The following is an 18628-nucleotide window of genomic DNA, read 5'->3' on the forward strand; positions in this document are numbered from 1 at the left end:
CGGTTTCGTCAGTACCGACGCGATACGCCCGAACGACTCACCTCCTGTTCACCCTCTCCCTTCGATTTGAGGGCACCTCCGGGGCATTTGATTTGCACGAATGTTGCAGTCTGGTAGTGTCCTGACCTCAGGGAGAAAAAAGCATGCACAAGCAAGCAACGACGCAGGGCGAAGGGGAAATCGGCTCTGTACTGGTGATTGACGACCATCCACTATACTGCGAGGCGCTCGCCAGCGCGATCGAGGGAATTTTTGGCACTGACGATGTAAGATCGGCGAGCTGCCTATCGGAAGGAATGCGGCTATTGAATTCGCGCTATTTGCCGGATCTCATACTGCTCGATCTCAATCTTCCCGATGTCGCCGGGCTCAATGGCTTCATGCGTATCAAGGACAAGAACCCGGATGTCCCGGTTGTCGTGATCTCGGCCAGCACCTCGGAGAAGACGATTCAGGCACTTTTGGGTGCGGGCGCCGCTGGCTTCATTCCTAAGGATCTGCCCAAGGCATCCTTTTCCGAAGCGGTCAGAACCGTATGTGAAGGCAAAATCTACGCGCCACCCGGCATTCGCCGCACCTGTGTGGCGAATGATGATAGCCAAGATGCCGAGCTGGTTTACCAGCGGATCGAAGGGCTGTCGCCGCAACAAAGCCGCATCCTCAATTTGATATGCGAAGGCAAGGCGAACAAGCAGATTGCCTTCGAGCTCTCATTGGCCGAGGCGACAGTCAAGGCGCATATCACCGCGCTCCTTCGACGTCTGGGTGTTCGCAACCGCACTCAGGCCGCACTTCTGGTGAAGGAAGCGAACATGGTGTCCGGTCTGCAATGAAGGACTTGGCCGCTGGGTTGCCGGGTAGTGCTCTTGGTGGAGCGCAGTTCAAGAAAGCTTACGGTGAGAGACGACCCAACGATCCGATGATCAAGGTGGCTGTCTCCCGCGCGGAGACGGGTGCACTGGCACTTCGCGAAGTTGCTGCGGAGTTAATTGGACGCAAGTCGAGTTTCGTGTTTCTTCTGTTTCCGCCGCGCTTCGACCCGGGGGACCTCGAAGCACCGATTGGGGAAAGTTTTCGCCATACGACCGTTTTCGGATGTACAACGGCAGGGCAGATCACGCCTGCCGGCTATGAGACTGACGCGCTAGTCGCTATTGCGTTTCCTTCTGAGCATTTCAGGTTCTCTTCGAAACTTTTCAAACCGCTCGCGCCTGTTTCTATCGAGCAGACCGCCGTCGAGGCCGAGCGCATGGCCGCGCAGTTCCGTCCCAATACCGGATGGAACCGGCTGGCGATCACCGTGGCTGATGGGCTTTCCAAGCAGGAGGATGTTTTCGTCGCCGCCCTGCACGCCGGCTTGCGCGAAGTGCCCGTTTTCGGCGGTTCGGCCGCGGATGGACAGTCCTTCAAGTCGACTTTTGTGCTCCACGGTGGGCGGTTCCACACAAATGCTGCTTTGCTGCTCTTGCTTGAAACCGACCTCGAATTTCGTGGCTTCGGGTTCGATCATTTCGAGACCACTGAACGGAAGCTGGTGGTAACTGGCGCGATTCCAGAAGAGAGGTTGGTTGTCGAGATAAACGGGACCCCGGCGGCGAAGGAATATGCCAGGTTGCTCGGACTGACGGTTGAAGAGCTATCGCCAATCGTTTTTGCCGAGAACCCCGTTCTGGTGCGCAACGGCAACGTCTACCATGTTCGAGGTATACAACAAATCCACGAGAGCGGTGGCCTTACTCTGCTCTCCGCAATCGACGAAGGGCTTCTTCTGAAGCTTGGTCGCGGAAAGGAAATCGTCGCGACGCTCTATGCGGGGCTCGATGTACGAGGCGAGCAGGGGCAGAAGCCGGATTTCATTCTTGGCTTCGATTGCTTCCTGAGAAAATTGGAGATTGTTCACAAGGGGTTGGACCGCGAGGTTTCCGAGGCCATGCGCTCCCACAATGTCATCGGTTTCAACACCTACGGAGAGCAGCATTTGGGAGTTCACGTCAACCAGACCTTTGTGGGCGTCGCGTTCTTCCGACCAAGGAGTGTATCGCCATTCTGATCGATCCGGATGATCCGATGGAGGTCCAGGTCGAGAAACAGGCCCGGATCATCGAGGCACTTATCAACCGTGCCGAGCGGAGACATGAGGTCTCGGGGTCGGCTTATTCCCTGTTCCAGTCGGCCATATCCCTTCAGGCCGAGGTGTGGGAGCGTACCCGCAACCTCGAACAAGCGCTCGACACGCTTGGCCGCGCCAGCACGGAGCTTGCGACTGCTCATCAGGCAAAGGAGGTCAGCCAGGCCAACCTGGCTGATGCGCTTGAAGCAATGGAGGGCGGTTTCGCGCTGTTCTCCGAAAACCGCCTGCAGATTTGCAATGAACATTTCAAGTCTCTATTGCCAGACCTCGCCCCGATGCTGCGACCTGGCCTCGAGTATCGCGACTACATGCTGGCCGTAGCTCGAAGTAATAGCCTCAGACCTGAGCCAGATGATGATGGCAGCGAGTGGATGCGGCTTCTTCCGGATCCAGAGGGGCGGCACTACTCGACATACGTTCTGCCGTTGGCGCATGATCGCTGGGTTCAGGTGTCTCATCGTCGCACCGGCTCCGGGAACATCGCCGTTCTTCAGACCGAAATAACGGATGTCGTGCGCCAGAGCCGGCGCGAAAAGGACCGGTTGATCGACGAGCAGGCGGTTTTTCTGCAGGCAGCCTTCGATCATATGAGTCTTGGCGTGTCGACCTTCTCCCGCGAAGGCGAACTCATTGTCTACAATGATCGTTTCGGAGACCTGCTAGGGCTGCCCTATACCTTCCTGAGGAAGGGAACGAGTGTACGCCGGATTGCCGATTTCCTGGAGATGACCCGCGACCTGAATGGTGCTGGCGACCGGATAGAACTTATGAAATGGGTTCGCGCCGTGCGGTCCGGGAAGTCAGTGAAAGAGCGATTGCGGCGCTTTTCCGACCTGACGCTCGATGTTCTCATCAATGGCCTTCCCGATGGGGGCTTCATTGTCGTCCTGATGGACGTGACCCGCGAAATGGAAGCTGCGGCCGAGTTGCAGCGCATGAACGAAACGCTTGAGCGTCGCGTGGCCGAACGTACTGCCGAACTGACAGAGACCAACCGCCTTCTCAGGCTTCAGTATGAGGAGCAGGCCCGGGCCGAGGAAGCGTTGCGTGTTGCAAAGGAAACCGCGGAGGAAGCGAACAGGACCAAGTCTCGCTTTCTCGCTGCCGCCAGCCATGATCTTCTCCAACCCATCAGCGCAGCCAAAATCTATGTTTCCACTTTGAGAGAGCAGGCCCGGCAAGATGGCGTAGCGGATACCGCTTTGCGGTTAGAAAGATCATTCTCGTCAATCGAGTCGCTCCTTCATTCGTTGCTGGAGATTTCAAGGCTCGACAGCCGTGGTGCGGAGTTCACGCTCAGCGCTTTCCGGATCAATGACGTGCTTGATGCGCTGGGCGATGACATGGCAGCGCTGGCGGCCGAAAAGGGAATTGAACTGCGTATTGTGCGATCCTCGCGGGTTGTTCGCAGTGATCTGCGTTACCTGCGTCGGTGCGCGCAGAACCTTGTTGCCAATGCGATTCAGTATACGGAAGCGGGCAGGGTTCTGGTCGGCGTACGCCTTCGTGGTGAAACACTCCGACTTGAGGTGTGGGATACGGGTGTCGGGATATCAGCTTCGGATCGGGAGCGGATATTCGAGGAGTTTACCCGGCTGGGGCGGGGCGGGTCCGGCGGTGGCGTCGGACTTGGGCTCTCCATCGTTGAGCGTGCATGCCGTCTTCTTGGACACGAGGTGGGGCTACGGTCGCAACCAGGCCGCGGCTCAGTTTTCTGGATTGATCTGCCCAAGGTCAGTTCTCATGAGGTTGATGCGGTTGATGCATCACCAAACGAGGACTCTGAACACGAAGATCTCGCTCGTATCATTCTTCTGGTGGAGAACGATCCAGAACTACGCCATGCCACAACGCAGAAACTCGAAAGTTGGGGCGCGAGCGTTCTGGCTGTTCATTCGACCGAGGAGGCCGTGCGGACGATTCGCGACCTGGGTGCGCCACCGGATATCATCCTCGCCGATTATCAACTCGACGGGGAAGATACCGGTCTCAGGACGATCGAGGCACTTCGAGCAGAAACCCAAGATCATATACCTGCCGTCATGGTCACAGCTACACGGAGCGATGCGCTGCTCAAGGCAGGGGAGGCCTGCGACTTTGCCATTCTGAACAAGCCGGTCAAGCTTGCTCGACTGCGAGCGCTGATTGATTGGAAAACGCGGCATTTGTCTGGATAGCCAAGGCGCCAATAGGTTCGGCACCGACAAAGGTCTGCGGTGACGCGCTGTGGTGAGGGGCTAGGATCACGGGAAGCTTGGGAGGAAACGGGCGATGAAGATCTGGCTTGGGCCCTTGGCCGCGGCGAGCATTTCAACTGCCTGCATCGCGGGAGCCACTGACAACGAGACTTATGACACGATCTTTCGGAGCGGTACACTAGACGCTCTGCCGGAGGCTTCTGTAATCGAATATGCGGAAACGGGCGGTGTCGCGGATCAGACCCTCCGTCTCACGATCGGGTCGGAGAACCTGACAGAACTTGTTCGGATACGCGGGCAACAGCGCGGTGCGATTGGCCAATTTCCGACTGATGTCGGCAATCCGCTGATCATGTATTACATGGAGAATGCCGTTCGGGCTGTGGCCGAAAAATCTGGCGGAAGTCCCTTCTATATCAGGAACCGTTTCAAGGAAGCGCTTCTTGATGAGGCAGAGCATGAACCAGTTTTGTTGATCTTGGAGGGCATTGAGGTGTCGGGAGAGCGGCTTGTGCTTCACCCTCTGGAAGGGGATGTGAATGCTGAAGCGGCGGGCTTCGATGACTTGGCATTGGAAGTAACGGTGTCTCCTGATGTCCCGGGCTGGTACTATTCGCTGGCAGTTTCGGGGGGGGGCGAACCTGCGGCGGTGTCCCAACGGATAGAAATTTCGGATGTGGAGCAAGCTTCAGAATGAAGACATTTCTCATCGCGGGAGTTTTCAGTATCGCGTTTGGCGTGCCGAGTATCGCCCAAACCGTGGCGGAAAGGCTCAATGACTACCCAACCGAGGCGCGGGCCGACTATGTCTTCGGGTGCATGGCTGCAAACGGTCAGACGCGCATTATGCTTTCAAAATGTTCCTGCTCAATCGATCGGATCGCGTCCATCCTACCATACGAGAAATATGTGGAGGCGGAGACAGTTCTCTCGCTCCAGCAAGTGGGTGGCGAACGCATGTCGATGTTCAAGGGACCTCAGATGAACCAAGCTTTTGTGGCAGACCTGCGCAGGGCGCAAGCTGAGGCAGAAATTCTCTGTTTCTAGGCCGGCTTCAACTTGGAGAAACCTTGGGCAAGGTCTTCTCGAATGTGTTGCCCTCGGTGTCGTGTGCAATAATCCTGAGTGATTCAGCTCCGTTGTCGGCGTAGTTGAACCGGAAGACCGGGTTCTCGCTTATCGAGATCCCGCCCTCCATCAGAAACAGGCGCTCGTCCCCCTGAAGAACCTCAATGCGGTCGAGGAAGTGAGCCCCGATGAAGAGTTGGGTGATCTGGTCGCGTTGAAGCCCCGAGTAGTTCGGGTGCCGGATCATTATCTGCGCCTCTTGGCGCGGTTTCGATACCTGTGGGCTTTTCGTCACGCCGAAAAGGCGGAGCCGCATCTCTCCCATTCCGGCCAGTGCTTCTTCCGGACTCTTCGAGGCAGGGGCCGAACAGCCTCCACTCGCCTTCACGAAACGTCCCGTCATGAAATGCCCGTCTGGGGTTTCGGCGATGGCGCGGACATTGGAATACTGATTGACACGCACGCGCATTTCAAAATCGAGCGGTTGCATGGCGGGGCCGAAGCTGATGTCGGCCGCAAGTGGCGCCGGATTTTCGTCGATCACTAGGCGGACCATTTCGATTGGGCCAGCTGTATCGTTGGTTTGCCGAAGGGTTATTGGCACGGTCGCGGCGTCAGCGGCACGATAGGGCGCTCCAAGATCGAAGACATCCTCTCCATCGAGTAACTCAACATCTCCCACGAGGTCATCTCGTATGAGATCCCAACTTTCGCTTGCAACAAGGGGATTGTCCCGGGCGGGTTCGGCTGCCCATAGTGAGCCCGCAAGGGCAAGTGCCAAGCAGGAGATGCTCGAAATGGAAAACGTTCTGGATGACATGGCGAAAGGCTCCGTCCTGTCGACAAGAGGCTGGCGCTGGAACGCTCTGCGGTTTGCGCCGAGATCGATTGCTTGCAACCAACCACCTACCAGAATAGCAGTTTTCATGCTGTAACCGAACCAATCCTTTGGGATATGTGGCGAGTTGCGTTTCAGCGAAGCACAATTTCCCATGAAAAGGACGAATACATGTTCGAAGCATTCGTGATGCTTTGCTCCTTGGAGGCAACTGATGTTTGCCGGGCGGCATTATTGCCCGGTCACGCCAGTATAGACCGGGTCGAATGTGAGCTTTCGGCTTTAATGGCAGAGATCGGATTCGAGGGTGTGATCGTTTCAGGTGGCGTGTATTGCAAGGAGCGGCCAGCATCAGCCCTCGAATTCGAAGAAGTTGCTCCCGGAGTTTTTGTGCATACGGGAGCCGTTGCCGAGCCTGGTCTCAATAACCAGGGAGATACGTCCAATATCGGATTTGTCGTTGGAGAGGATGCCATCGCCGTTATTGACGCGGGCGGAACCCGTGCTCTGGGTGAAGCCGTCTACCTAGCCATTCGTGAGGTCAGCCAGAAGCCGATACGGTATGCAATTCTAACGCATATGCATCCCGATCACGTGTTTGGCGCTGTCCCTTTGCAGGAGGCGGGTGCAAAGGTTATCGCGCATCAACGCTTGCCGCGCGCGTTGGCGGACAGATCACAGACGTATCTCGATCGATACGCCGATCTGATCGCAGAGGTCGATTTCATGGGCACCGAAGTTCCGGTGGTTGATGCCGTTGTCGAATTCGAAACGAGTATTGATTTGGGGGGACGAACGCTCGACCTAGTGCCGCGAGAAACTGCCCATACCACGAACGATATGACCGTATTTGACAGTGAAACGAGGCTGCTCTTCTCCGGAGATCTGGTGGTGGAAAACCATATTCCCACACTGGACGGCTCCTTGCGTGGCTGGATCTCTGTATTGCAGGTAATGTGTGAAGAGCGTGCGGATGGCGTTGTTCCGGGACACGGAAAAGCAGTTCTATTCTGGCCTGAAAGCGTGGTTCCGATGTTGTCCTACCTTGAGGGCCTTGTCCGGGACGCACGCGCAGAGATCGAAGCCGGAACGAGCCTCGCCGAAGCGATCGAACGTATTGGCATGGATCAAGCTGACCGATGGTCCTTGTTTGACGTCTATAATCCGCGCAACGCGACTGTCGCGTATACCGAGCTTGAGTGGGAGTAACGAGGCAGGGAAGCATCCGGCAATGGCATACCCGATCTCATCCCGATATGACTTGGCAAAATCTGATGTAGGCTGAAACTGCAGTCCTATAGTCCTGACGGCGTAGGCTCTCTCGGCCGTGTCACGGCGCTGAATTCAGTAGCATCTGAGCGATAGCGTAAAGCCGGCGTTCCAGTAGGACAGGGGTCTCGCAGACGTAGGTCAGCGATTGGGCCCGGTCACGAAATATGCGTTCATCCCAATCAATCTTTGCCTCCAGCTCATCAAGTCTGTCGTAGTCTGGAGGCTCTGACGCCTCTGCTTTGCGAAACGCCATTCGGTTTTGATCAATTCGCTGGGAGAGAGCATGCTGCCCCGACGCATAGCGCTCGATCCCTGCCATGATCTTCCGCCTTTCCTTTGCGAGGTGATCGAATACGCCCTCGAAGATTAGTCCGAGATCGTCCAGATCGGTCTCAGGGTTCGCTTGCATGAAATCCGCAACAAGGCTTTCTGCATCCGCAAGGGATACCCTTCGAAGGGCCAGAGCATCTGCCAGTTCGCTCTGTGCCGTGCTAATTTCGCTATCGGGTAGCGGATGCGGCCACATCAGCCCGACGGACAAGCCGGTTACCTTGCGTTGCACACAGGGCCAGTTCGGATCTTCTATCGGCTGGGCGATCAGGCTCGATGGCAATAGCAGGGCAGCGATCAATGCGCCGTTGAGTGCGGTTCTGACTAACATCTGAGTGAACTCCTCCCTAGCCATTGTTTCTTATGGCAAAAACGACGGGTTGCGAAGCGGTTCAACTGCATCCTAAGGTCTTAATTGTTCGCGTTGAGAGCGGGCATATACTCGTTCTCAAGGCCTATGGGCAACTTACTCACGTTCTTCAGGGAGAAGCACATATGCGCACCCGCGCCGCCGTCGCCTTCGAGGCTGGCAAACCTCTCGAGATTACCGAAGTCAATCTGGAAGGCCCCAAGGCGGGCGAAGTCCTTGTCGAAATCAAGGCAACCGGACTGTGCCACACCGATGAATTCACGCGCTCGGGTGCCGATCCGGAGGGCATCTTTCCGGCTATTCTGGGGCACGAGGGTGCTGGCGTTGTCGTGGAGGTGGGTGCAGGGGTGACGAGCTTGAAGCCGGGCGATCACGTGATCCCTCTCTACACACCGGAATGCCGGGAATGCGACTACTGCCTGCATCCAAAGACCAACCTCTGCCAGGCAATCCGGACCACCCAAGGCCAAGGCCTGATGCCCGACGGAACGAGCCGCTTCACCACGCTCGATGGCGATCCGATCTACCACTACATGGGGTGCTCGACCTTCTCGAACTACACGGTTCTTCCGGAGATCGCACTGGCGAAGATCCGTGAGGACGCGCCCTTCGATACAGTATGTTATATTGGCTGCGGCGTGACCACCGGCATTGGTGCGGTGATCAATACCGCTAAGGTGGAAATCGGCTCGCGCTGCGTTGTTTTCGGGCTCGGCGGGATCGGGTTGAACGTGATCCAAGGGCTTCGGCTTGCGGGCTGCGATCAGATTGTCGGTGTCGATCTCAACGATGACAAGAAGCCGATGGCCGAGAAGTTTGGCATGACCGACTTCGTCAACCCAACCGAGGTGGGCGAGGATCTGACGGCATATCTAGTGAACCTCACCAAAGGCGGTGCGGATTACACGTTTGACGCCACAGGCAATGTAAATGTGATGCGCACGGCGCTGGAATGTGCACACAAGGGCTGGGGTGAGAGCATCATCATCGGTGTGGCGCCGGCGGGAGCAGAGATCTCGACGCGTCCATTCCAGCTAGTTACCGGGCGGAGCTGGCGCGGCACGGCGTTCGGGGGCGCGCGTGGGCGCACAGACGTGCCGAAAATCGTCGACTGGTATATGGATGGCAAGATCGAGATTGATCCGATGATCACCCACAGGCTCAAACTAGAAGAGATCAACCACGGGTTCGACCTCATGCATGAGGGCAAGTCGATCCGCGCGGTCGTCCAATACTGAGGGTTGCATGGAACTCGTCTCCAAGAACCAGTGTTTCGGCGGGACCCAAGCGGTCTACAAGCATATGTCGGATGTCTGCGGTGTGGAAATGACCTTCGGGGTCTTTTTGCCGCCTCAGGCGAAGAACAGATCGGTGCCAGTCCTCTGGTATCTCTCTGGCCTTACCTGCACCCATGAAAATGCCATGACTAAGGCAGGTATGCAGAAATACGCTGCCGAGCACGGCTTGGCGCTGGTTTTTCCCGATACCAGCCCGCGCGGATCCAATGTGGCGGACGACGATGCCTATGATCTGGGGCAGGGCGCGGGGTTCTATGTGAACGCGAGTATGGAGCCTTGGAGCCAGCACTATCAGATGTATGACTACGTCGTGAAAGAGCTCCCTTCGGTGTTGCAAGGTGCACTCCCGGTCAATGGCAAGCACGGCATTACTGGACATTCGATGGGCGGACACGGTGCACTGACCATCGCATTTCGTAACCCGCAGAAATACAGTTCAGTTTCCGCGTTTTCCCCAATCGTGAACCCCACGGCGTCAAACTGGGGGCGCAAACAGCTCTCGGCCTATCTTGGTGCAGACGAGTCATTGTGGACCAAGCACGACGCCTGTCTGCTTCTCGAGGAGCATGGCTGGGCCGGCTCAATTCTGATCGATCAGGGTGCAGACGATCAGTTTCTAGAGTTGCTCAAGCCCGAGGCAATGGCGAAGCTCTTGGCAAAACGGCGGCAGCCATCAGTGATGCGGATGCAACCCGGTTACGACCACAGCTACTTCTTTGTCGCGTCCTTCGCGGAAGATCATGTCAAATGGCACGCAGAAAGGCTGAATGCATCGTGAAGTAAAGCTGGGAAATTGACGGGGTCGTCGGTCAGAAGAGCCGCAGAGCAACACATGCTCGTTGTGAAAGCGGCCGGTCCTTCGGTTCCTGTAATTGGCGCCCAAGAATAAAAAGATGGCACAAAAGCGCGGGCGAGTGGCGCTGGGGTGACAAGAACCTCAAGAGAACTTTAAGGGAGGTAAATCAAGAATGCGACGATCAATCAGTCTTGCAGCGCTCGTAGCTGTGGCATCCCCGATTGGGGCGAGCGCGAACGAAGCCCTCATGGAGGTCATGAGTGACCCGAACCAATGGGCGATCCAGACCGGAGACTACGCAAACCAGCGCTATTCCGAACTGGATCAGATCAACAAGGATAACGTCGGGGATCTCGTCCCGACCTGGACCTTCTCGACCGGTGTTCTGCGCGGCCACGAAGGATCGCCGCTTGTGATCGGCGATGTGATGTATGTGCACACGCCATTTCCCAACATCGTCTATGCGCTCGATCTCAACGACAACGGACGAATAATCTGGCGCTATGAACCGAAGCAGGACACCAGTGTCATTCCGGTAATGTGCTGCGACACGGTCAATCGCGGTGTGGCTTACGCAAATGACAAGATTTTCCTGCATCAGGCAGACACGACCGTTGTCGCCCTCAATGCCCAGGATGGATCGGTGCTCTGGACGGCCGTGAACGGTGATCCCTCGATCGGTGAGACGAACACGGCGACCGTGCTGCCCGTGAAGGACAAGATCATAGTCGGCATCTCGGGCGGCGAGTATGGCGTGCGCGGCCATGTGACAGCATACAACATGGAATCTGGCGAGCAGGAATGGCGCGCCTATTCGATGGGTCCGGACGAAGAAATGCTCGTTGATCCGGAGAATACAACACATCTCGGCGAGCCGATTGGTGCGGACTCAAGCCTGAATACCTGGGAAGGTGATCAATGGCAGATCGGAGGCGGCACGACCTGGGGGTGGTATTCCTATGATCCGGAAGCCGATTTGATCTACTATGGCACCGGTAACCCTTCGACCTGGAATCCTGCGCAGCGACCTGGTGACAACCGCTGGTCCATGACTATCATGGCGCGTGATCCCGATGACGGGATGGCCAAGTGGTTCTACCAGATGACGCCCCACGACGAGTGGGACTTCGACGGCGTCAACGAGATGATACTCACCGATCAGGACTTCAACGGGGAAGAGCGAAAGCTCCTGACCCATTTCGACCGAAACGGCTTTGGCTACACGCTCGACCGAGTAACAGGAGAGCTGTTGGTGGCCGAAAAGTTCGACCCGGCGGTGAACTGGGCGACCGAAGTGGTGATGGATCCCGAAAGTGAAGAGTATGGCCGTCCGCAGGTCGTGGCCGAATACTCGACCGAGCAGAACGGCGAGGACGTGAACTCGACCGGCATTTGCCCGGCTGCGCTAGGCACCAAGGATCAGCAGCCAGCCTCCTATTCGCCGAAAACCCAGCTCTTCTACGTTCCGACCAACCATGTCTGCATGGACTATGAGCCGTTCCGGGTAAGTTACACGGCAGGCCAGCCCTATGTAGGCGCAACGCTTGCAATGTATCCAGCACCCGACAGCCATGGCGGTATGGGTAACTTCATTGCCTGGGATAATGTGGCCGGCGAGATCAAGTGGTCGATCCCCGAGCAATTCTCGGTCTGGTCAGGCGCCTTGGCCACCGCGGGTGATATCGTCTTCTATGGTACACTCGAAGGCTATCTCAAAGCCATTGACTCCACGACCGGGGAGGAACTCTACAGGTTCAAGACCCCGTCGGGCATCATCGGCAATGTGATGACCTACACCCACAACGACAAGCAATATGTCGCCGTCCTGTCTGGCATTGGCGGTTGGGCCGGAATCGGTCTCGCTGCGGGGCTGACCAATCCCAATGACGGTTTGGGTGCCGTGGGCGGATACGCGGCATTGAGCGACTATACCGCGCTGGGCGGGCAGTTGACGGTCTTCACCCTGCCGGAGTGAAGATAGCTGCCTGACGGCAGATTAGTCCCAGAATGGATCGGCACGGGTTTCCCTCACTCGTGCCGGTCGATCCCCGGCCCAAAAGGTTGAATGATGAGAAGCAGAATCCTGACGCCGTGTCTCTCGGTGGCCTTACTTGCCTGTTCGTCTTTGGCTGGCGCACAGCAGCTTACAGAAGAGGAGATGACGGCCAATATTACCGTCGCCTATGAGGAAGGCGGAAAATACTACACCGACGATGATATACCCACCTACAATGTGGCCGATGATGGTACCGTCGATTGGCTGACATTTTCCGGGTTTCGCCGTTATCACGCCGAGTGCCACGTCTGCCATGGGCCGGACGGGGAAGGTTCGACCTACGCACCGGCCCTCAAGGCATCCGCTGTCAACATGGACTACTACGACTTCATCGATGTGGTGGTGAACGGTCGTGAGAACGTCACCAGTTCTGAGCAGGATGTGATGCCCTCGTTCGGGACGAACAACAACGTCATGTGCTATCTTGATGATATCTACGTCTATCTGAAGGCGCGCGGCATGGAGGCGATTCCGCGGGGACGCCCGGGAAGCAAAGAGGCCAAATCCGATGAGATTCAGGCGGCTGAGGATGCATGCCACGGTTAGGGGCTGCGCGGCGGCCCTGATCTTCCTGCTGGCCGGTCACCCCGGCGAAGCAACCGCGCAGACTGCCGATCTCGTATCGCGGAACGAATTTCGAGTTTGTGCAGATCCCGCAAACTTTCCAATTTCAAGTGAAGACGGTTCCGGGTTCGAAAACAAGATTGCCGAGCTTTTAGCCCGCGAGCTTGATCTCCCGCTCGAATACACCTGGTATCCGGACTCCACAGGTTTTGTGCGCAATACGCTCGGCGCAAACCGATGCGATGTGGTAATCGGATATGCGCAACTCCATGAACTGGTTCAGAATACCAATCACTACTATACATCGCGCTTTGTCATAGTGGTGCCAGAAGCGAGTCGCTATGCGGGTATATCGCAAATCTCAGATCCCGATCTCGAAGGCGCGCGCATCGGACTGGTTGCCGGAAGCCCCGCCGCCTCACACATGGCGCGGAATGGATTGATCAGCCAGGCAAGATCCTATCCGCTTTTTGTGGATCGTCGGTATTCTGACCCCTCGGGCGACATGCTTGGGGATCTTGAGGCTGGAGAAATCGATGTCGCGATCCTGTGGGGGCCAATCGGTGGGCCGCTAGTCAAGACCAAGCATCCTAGTCTGGTCGCCACGCCTTTGATGGATGAGGAGGCGCCACCGAAAATGTTCTATCGCATTACAATGGGTGTTCGCCGAGGCGAACTGGACTGGTCGCGAAAACTGAACTCGCTGATCCGACGCAATCAAGACGAGATCAATGACATCCTGCTGGAAGCAGGCGTGCCGCTCATGAACGATATGGGCACAGCACCACTTGAGCCAAAGCAATGAAGTCGGCTGCCTCAAGCGTGCTAGTTGCGGTCTTTCTCGTGGCCGCGCCAGTCGCGTACGCGGTGGAAGAACCGCAGAGTTATCGGATGACAGACTATCGGGCGCCCGTTCCCGATACGCTCGCAGGCGCCACGGTCATTGACACCGATGCTGCGTATGCCTTGTGGAGGACCGGGCGAGTCGCCTTCATAGACGCGCTCCCTCGTCCACCGAAGCCCGAACTCCCTGAGGGCACGATCTACCGTGAGAAGCCCCGGGATACGATCCCGGGGGCCCTTTGGCTCGCGAATGTGGGATATGGCGAAATTCCAGAGGCAATGCATCAGTATTTCCGCGAAGGGCTAGGAGAGGCGACCGAGGGAGATCTCGGCGCTCCTGTCGTTCTTTTCTGCCAGGCCGATTGTTGGATGAGCTGGAATGCTGCAAAGCGCGCAGTCGAGTATGGCTATTCGAATGTGTTCTGGTTTCCTGAGGGTACGGATGGCTGGTTGGCGGCCGGACACCCAACCGAACGAATGGAACCAAAGCCTGGAGGAAGCTAGCGGGGGGATCATTCCTCTGGATCTACAACGAATGATCCAAAAGCTCGTGGTCCGTCCCCGGTTTCGATCTCTTCCACCACCGTAAGTATTTCCGCATCGATGAGCGATACGGTATTCGAGAACCAGTTGGCCACGACGATCCGTCGTCCATCGGACGTGGCCGCGATGCCTTCGGGATATTCACCAACATTGAGTTCCGCGATCGGCTCGAGGGTCTCGAGATCGAAAACCGTGACGGAATCGGCATACTGGTTCGATACAAAGCCACGCTTGGACGCGAATGCCACGTCATACGGTCTTTCGCCCGTTGGTATCTGACCCTCAACAATCCCGGTGACAGGGTCCATGACCGTCACGGTGTTGCTTCCAACGTCAGCGGTGAAGAGTCGCCCATCCGGGGCAAATTCGAGGCCGAAAGGTCGGGCGCCTACTGTGACCGTATGAGTGAGAACGAGGGACGCGGCGTCAAAAATCGAAACACTGTTGGCATCGCGATTTGCGCTGGCCAGCCATTGGCCATCAGGTGAAACTGCGAGGCCAGCGGGTGTGCCACCGGTCGTCAAAACCTGCATTTCGCTCAAGTCCTCTGGCGAGAGCACCCAGATCCGTGCATTGAACCAGTCGCTGACGAAAACACGCCCTCGCGCCGTATCGAGGGCAATACCCAAGGGACCGCCCTCGAGTTGCGCCTCTGCGACCAGTGAACCGTCATCTATGTCGAGGCGTCGTATTTTTTTGCTTCCCGGACTGACGACAATGGCCGCGCCCAGTATCCCACTTGCAGCTATGCCTGCCGGTTGGCCGGGTATTGGCACCCGGCGAATTTCTTGTCCCCTTTCGAGGTCGAGCACGCTCATGTCGTTGCTCGACTGATTGGTCACGAATGCCAAGTCTCCGGCCAGGGCCGCAATTGGCACCCCCGCGAAGACTGCGAGCCAGAAAATAGTCCTACTGCGCAAAACGTTCGGCAAGAGCTGTCAAACCGGCATCATAGACCGAGGTTACCGCCGCTATGGCCGCTTCGTCATTCAGGTGTTCTGGTGGATCACCGTTCGGATCACCGCGATAAAACGCTCCCCGCCACTCTATTTCGGAGCCGCCTGACATAGGCTTTACAGTCAGGTGCGAAGAGTAATTTGTCACCGGCAGAATTTCTACGTCCACGTCTGTGATGCGGTAGGAGTAGCTCATCTTTGCGTCGTCGTATTTGTAGAGCACCTCGGAGATCGTTGGCCCATCCGATGCACCAAGATAAAGGACCCGGGTTGCGTCGATCTCGTTTCCGCCTTGGCCCTCGGTCACGGCAACGGCCGGATGCCAGCCCATATCCTGAAAGTTGCCGATCACGGACCAGACTTCTTCGGGGGCGGCCGGAACTTCCGTGGTCAAAGTGATCTTCTGGCGTGTTGGCCCATGCGCCAGCACAGCAGCCGGCACCATTGCACCAAGAAGCGCGAAGCCGATGCCGGCTGCCAGCCTCTTCTCGAATTTCATCCTGATCCCTCACCTGTTTTCTTTGCTGACTTGATCGCACATTCGCACGTGGTGAACGGATGATCGGGCCGCTCAGATGAGAGCTCAATACGCCAAAGGTATCGGTTCCATGTCATTGTGCTTTGCCCGTTCCTTACTAGAATGGTCACATAAGAACGGTCGTGAAACGGCCGACTGGGAGGATGACTTGTTGAAGACTTGGATGCTGCCGTTTGTAGCGGCTGCTGTTTGTCCGTCTGCCGTGCTCGGTGTAGATGTCGACGCCGCAGTGCTCCGGGTAGACTATGAGGAACTCTTGCCCATTTCGCGGTTGGACCTGAAGCCTGAGGATCTAGGCTTCTCCGGCGCGATGCTTGCAACCCAGGATAACCAGACAACCGGCCAATTCTTGGGACATGAATTCACCGTCGAAACTATCGCGACTTCACCCGAAGAGTCGGCTGCGGCGCTGGACGGGCTTCTGGGGCAGGGGATCCGTATCATCGTCTTGCTTGCCGGAGATGAACTCACGCTTGAGCTTGCGGAGCGTGCTGGCGAAGACGCTCTGGTGCTCAATGCCTTGGCACAAGGCAATAACCTGCGCGATGAAGATTGCCGGGGCAACCTGCTGCATGTTGCGCCCAGCCGCGCGATGCGAACCGACGCCCTTGCTCAGTATCTTATGTGGAAGAAGTGGGACAAGTGGGTGTTGATCCAGGGGTCCCACCCTGAAGATTTCGCGCTTGCAGACAGCTACCGCAACTCAGCCCGGAAGTTCGGCGCTGAGATCGTCGATCAACGCGGCTTCGAGGATACTGGCGGTGCGAGGGTCAGCGACACCGGGCATGTGATGGTCCAGCGTCAGATGCCGCTCTTTACCCAGGACATGCCGGACCACGATGTGGTTGTTGCCGCTGACGAAGCGGATGTGTTTGCCGTACATCTGCCATATCACACTTGGGGCCCTGATCTTATTGTCGGATCAGCCGGCTTGACGCCTGCAAGCTGGATGCCCGCGCATGAATCCTGGGGGGCAACTCAGTTTCAGACCCGGTTCGAGGAACTTTCCGGGCGCTACGCTCGGGAGGAAGACTACCAGGCCTGGCTCGCATTGCGTGTTGTCGGCGAGGCCGTGACTCGGACTGGTCAGGCAGATCCCGCCACGATCCTCGAATATGCCTTGGGCGATGAATTCGAGCTCGCGGCCTTCAAGGGGCAACCCGTAACGTTTCGGGACTGGAACGGGCAATTGCGCCAGCCGATTTTGCTGACGGATGGACGGATCAACGTGAGCGTTTCCCCGCAGGAAGGCTATCTGCACCAGGTCTCGCCGCTCGACACGCTCGGCCTCGACGAGCCGGAATCGGCCTGCACCGTATTCGACTAGGGAGCTATTCATGGAGAGAATTGTGCGAACGGCTGTATTGGCCGCGATCCTCGGGGCCGGCTGCAACACGGCTCCGGCCTTGGCCAACAAGGTTTTTGTCTCCAACGAGCGCGGCAACACTGTGACGGTGCTCGACAGCGAGACCTGGGAGGTCTTGGACGAGTTTCCCGCCGGCAACCGCCCTCGAGGCATCACGATCGCACCCGATGGATCTGAACTCTATGTCTGCGCGTCCGATGACGATCTCGTCCGTGTGTTCGACCCGGAAACCTACGAGGAACTTCATACATTGCCATCCGGGCCGGACCCCGAACTGTTTGTTTTGCACCCCTCGGGAAATCCCCTCTACATCGCCAACGAGGACGACAATCTTGTCACTGTCGTCGATACGGTAACTCGGGAGGTATTGGCGGAGGTGCCAGTCGGCGTTGAACCAGAAGGCATGGCGGTCAGCCCGGATGGAAATTGGGCGATCAACACCTCCGAGACCACCAACATGGCCCATTTCATCGACACGAACAATTTCGCCATCAAGCACAACATCCTTGTTGATCAGCGGCCGCGCTACGCGATCTACACCGATGACGGAGCGAAGCTCTATGTCAGCTCCGAGATCGGTGGCACGGTCAGCGTGATCGACACCAGTGGCGAGACGCCCGAACTGATCGACAAGATCCGGTTTGAGGTGCCTGGAGTTCAGCCGGAATGGCTGCAGCCCGTGGGGATGCGCATCACCTCCGACCAGTCGAAGCTCTTTGTAGCGCTCGGGCCTGCGAACAGGGTGGCGGTCATAGATCCGCAGACCGACGAAGTGCTGGAATACCTGTTGGTAGGTCAGCGCGTTTGGCAGCTCGATTTCACGCCGGACGAAAAATATCTGATCACGACCAACGGGAACTCTAACGACGTTTCGGTAATAGACGTCGAGAATCTTGAAACGATAAAGTCGGTTCAGGTCGGCCAGCAGCCCTGGGGTGTCGTCGTGGCACCGGATTGAGCCAGCTGATCGGAAAATTCCAAACGGGAGGACTACATGAGAACCCTATTCGCGGCGGCGGCACTCGCGGCCGCCACAGCTCTGCCTTCAGTATCTACCGCGGCACCGCTCTGCGATGAATTTGGTTTCGCAGGCGTGCTGGCAAGCTGTAATCGCGGTGAACCCATTGAACTGACACTTGCGTCCGGCCAGCCTCTCCATCCGGAAGGGGCCGTCGAGCTTCAGTCCGGCGCGTACTATGAGATCCATATCAATGCGGATGGCTCCGCAGAGCTTGCCGTTTCCGGCCCGGAGTTCTTCCGTGCGGTCTGGTTCAACGAGATTGTCATCAACCAGATCGAGGTCCGCCCTATGGCCATTGACAGTCTCGAGTTCGACGCGGCCGGCTCGGCATCGATTTCCTTCGTCGCGATAAAGCCCGGCTCCTACGATCTGAAGATCCCCGGAAGCACGGGGGAAACGCAGAAGGTGACGTTCTCGATCCGCTGATGCGGCGGGAGCGA

At 57.3% G+C, this 18628-nt stretch carries 19 protein-coding genes; 15 read left to right on the forward strand and 4 right to left on the reverse strand.

Going from position 1 to position 18628, the window contains the following annotated elements; all coding sequences use genetic code 11:
• Nucleotides 1-143 precede the first annotated feature (143 nt).
• From ACP15W_RS01330 to ACP15W_RS01350, 5 genes are all read left to right on the forward strand, one after another.
• Complete coding sequence (locus ACP15W_RS01330; protein WP_424931024.1) at nucleotides 144-833, forward strand: response regulator; 690 nt, start codon at nucleotides 144-146, stop codon at nucleotides 831-833.
• Nucleotides 830-2050 carry an FIST N-terminal domain-containing protein gene (locus ACP15W_RS01335; RefSeq protein ID WP_424931025.1) on the forward strand — a complete coding sequence of 407 codons (1221 nt, stop codon included), beginning with the start codon at nucleotides 830-832 and terminating at the stop codon, nucleotides 2048-2050. The genes ACP15W_RS01330 and ACP15W_RS01335 overlap by 4 nt, the downstream gene beginning before the upstream one ends.
• Nucleotides 2051-2319: 269 nt before the next feature.
• Nucleotides 2320-4308, forward strand: a complete 1989-nt coding sequence (locus ACP15W_RS01340) for an ATP-binding protein (RefSeq protein WP_424931026.1) — start codon at nucleotides 2320-2322, stop codon at nucleotides 4306-4308.
• Nucleotides 4309-4402: 94 nt separating this feature from the next.
• The gene (locus ACP15W_RS01345) at nucleotides 4403-5026 is read left to right on the forward strand and encodes a hypothetical protein (RefSeq protein WP_424931027.1); all 624 of its coding nucleotides are present in this window, start codon (nucleotides 4403-4405) and stop codon (nucleotides 5024-5026) included.
• On the forward strand, nucleotides 5023-5376 hold the full coding sequence (locus ACP15W_RS01350) for a hypothetical protein (RefSeq protein ID WP_424931028.1): 354 nt from the start codon (nucleotides 5023-5025) through the stop codon (nucleotides 5374-5376). Before ACP15W_RS01345 ends, ACP15W_RS01350 begins: the two co-directional genes overlap by 4 nt.
• A 7-nt stretch (nucleotides 5377-5383) precedes the next feature.
• On the opposite strand, the gene ACP15W_RS01355 is transcribed toward ACP15W_RS01350, so the two are convergent.
• Nucleotides 5384-6217 (reverse strand): quinoprotein dehydrogenase-associated SoxYZ-like carrier, encoded by an 834-nt coding sequence (locus ACP15W_RS01355; protein ID WP_424931029.1) that lies wholly within the window; start codon nucleotides 6215-6217, stop codon nucleotides 5384-5386.
• A 189-nt stretch (nucleotides 6218-6406) separates the two neighbouring features.
• Between ACP15W_RS01355 and ACP15W_RS01360 the strand changes: the two genes are divergently transcribed.
• Entirely contained in the window at nucleotides 6407-7444 is a 1038-nt protein-coding gene (locus tag ACP15W_RS01360; protein ID WP_424931030.1) for a quinoprotein relay system zinc metallohydrolase 2, read from the forward strand.
• Between the two features lie 121 nt (nucleotides 7445-7565).
• Here the strand turns inward: ACP15W_RS01360 and ACP15W_RS01365 are convergent, their stop codons facing one another.
• Nucleotides 7566-8168 carry a hypothetical protein gene (locus tag ACP15W_RS01365; protein WP_424931031.1) on the reverse strand — a complete coding sequence of 201 codons (603 nt, stop codon included), beginning with the start codon at nucleotides 8166-8168 and terminating at the stop codon, nucleotides 7566-7568.
• A gap of 164 nt (nucleotides 8169-8332) precedes the next feature.
• Between ACP15W_RS01365 and ACP15W_RS01370 the strand changes: the two genes are divergently transcribed.
• The 6 genes from ACP15W_RS01370 (at nucleotide 8333) to ACP15W_RS01395 (ending at nucleotide 14268) form a co-directional block, all read left to right on the forward strand.
• A complete protein-coding gene (locus ACP15W_RS01370; protein WP_424931032.1) occupies nucleotides 8333-9445 on the forward strand; it encodes an S-(hydroxymethyl)glutathione dehydrogenase/class III alcohol dehydrogenase in 1113 nt (370 codons plus the stop codon).
• Between the two features lie 7 nt (nucleotides 9446-9452).
• The gene (fghA, locus tag ACP15W_RS01375) at nucleotides 9453-10283 is read left to right on the forward strand and encodes an S-formylglutathione hydrolase (RefSeq protein ID WP_424931033.1); all 831 of its coding nucleotides are present in this window, start codon (nucleotides 9453-9455) and stop codon (nucleotides 10281-10283) included.
• Between the two features lie 190 nt (nucleotides 10284-10473).
• Nucleotides 10474-12276, forward strand: a complete 1803-nt coding sequence (locus ACP15W_RS01380; protein WP_424931034.1) for a methanol/ethanol family PQQ-dependent dehydrogenase — start codon at nucleotides 10474-10476, stop codon at nucleotides 12274-12276.
• A gap of 90 nt (nucleotides 12277-12366) precedes the next feature.
• Nucleotides 12367-12903, forward strand: coding sequence for a c-type cytochrome, methanol metabolism-related (locus ACP15W_RS01385; RefSeq protein ID WP_424931035.1), 537 nt, complete (start codon nucleotides 12367-12369; stop codon nucleotides 12901-12903).
• A complete protein-coding gene (locus tag ACP15W_RS01390) occupies nucleotides 12887-13726 on the forward strand; it encodes a substrate-binding domain-containing protein (RefSeq protein ID WP_424931036.1) in 840 nt (279 codons plus the stop codon). The genes ACP15W_RS01385 and ACP15W_RS01390 overlap by 17 nt, the downstream gene beginning before the upstream one ends.
• On the forward strand, nucleotides 13723-14268 hold the full coding sequence (locus tag ACP15W_RS01395) for a PQQ-dependent catabolism-associated CXXCW motif protein (protein WP_424931037.1): 546 nt from the start codon (nucleotides 13723-13725) through the stop codon (nucleotides 14266-14268). Before ACP15W_RS01390 ends, ACP15W_RS01395 begins: the two co-directional genes overlap by 4 nt.
• An 8-nt stretch (nucleotides 14269-14276) precedes the next feature.
• On the opposite strand, the gene ACP15W_RS01400 is transcribed toward ACP15W_RS01395, so the two are convergent.
• A complete protein-coding gene (locus ACP15W_RS01400) occupies nucleotides 14277-15149 on the reverse strand; it encodes a YncE family protein (RefSeq protein WP_424931038.1) in 873 nt (290 codons plus the stop codon).
• Nucleotides 15150-15216: 67 nt separating this feature from the next.
• On the reverse strand, nucleotides 15217-15762 hold the full coding sequence (locus ACP15W_RS01405; RefSeq protein WP_424931039.1) for an SRPBCC family protein: 546 nt from the start codon (nucleotides 15760-15762) through the stop codon (nucleotides 15217-15219).
• A 202-nt stretch (nucleotides 15763-15964) separates the two neighbouring features.
• Here ACP15W_RS01405 and ACP15W_RS01410 point away from each other — a divergent pair, with 202 nt between their 5' ends.
• Genes ACP15W_RS01410 through ACP15W_RS01420 form a run of 3 tightly spaced genes read left to right on the forward strand, consistent with a single transcriptional unit; the run spans nucleotide 15965 to nucleotide 18614 of the window.
• Nucleotides 15965-17128 (forward strand): ABC transporter substrate-binding protein, encoded by a 1164-nt coding sequence (locus tag ACP15W_RS01410; RefSeq protein ID WP_424931594.1) that lies wholly within the window; start codon nucleotides 15965-15967, stop codon nucleotides 17126-17128.
• Nucleotides 17129-17138: 10 nt separating this feature from the next.
• Nucleotides 17139-18125 carry a YVTN family beta-propeller repeat protein gene (locus ACP15W_RS01415; RefSeq protein WP_424931040.1) on the forward strand — a complete coding sequence of 329 codons (987 nt, stop codon included), beginning with the start codon at nucleotides 17139-17141 and terminating at the stop codon, nucleotides 18123-18125.
• 36 nt (nucleotides 18126-18161) lie between these two features.
• Nucleotides 18162-18614: a hypothetical protein gene (locus ACP15W_RS01420; protein ID WP_424931041.1), complete on the forward strand. Its 453-nt coding sequence runs from the start codon at nucleotides 18162-18164 to the stop codon at nucleotides 18612-18614.
• The last annotated feature ends 14 nt before the right edge of the window (nucleotides 18615-18628 follow it).

The organism is Amaricoccus macauensis (assembly GCF_049800915.1).
Lineage (GTDB): Bacteria > Pseudomonadota > Alphaproteobacteria > Rhodobacterales > Rhodobacteraceae > Amaricoccus > Amaricoccus macauensis_A.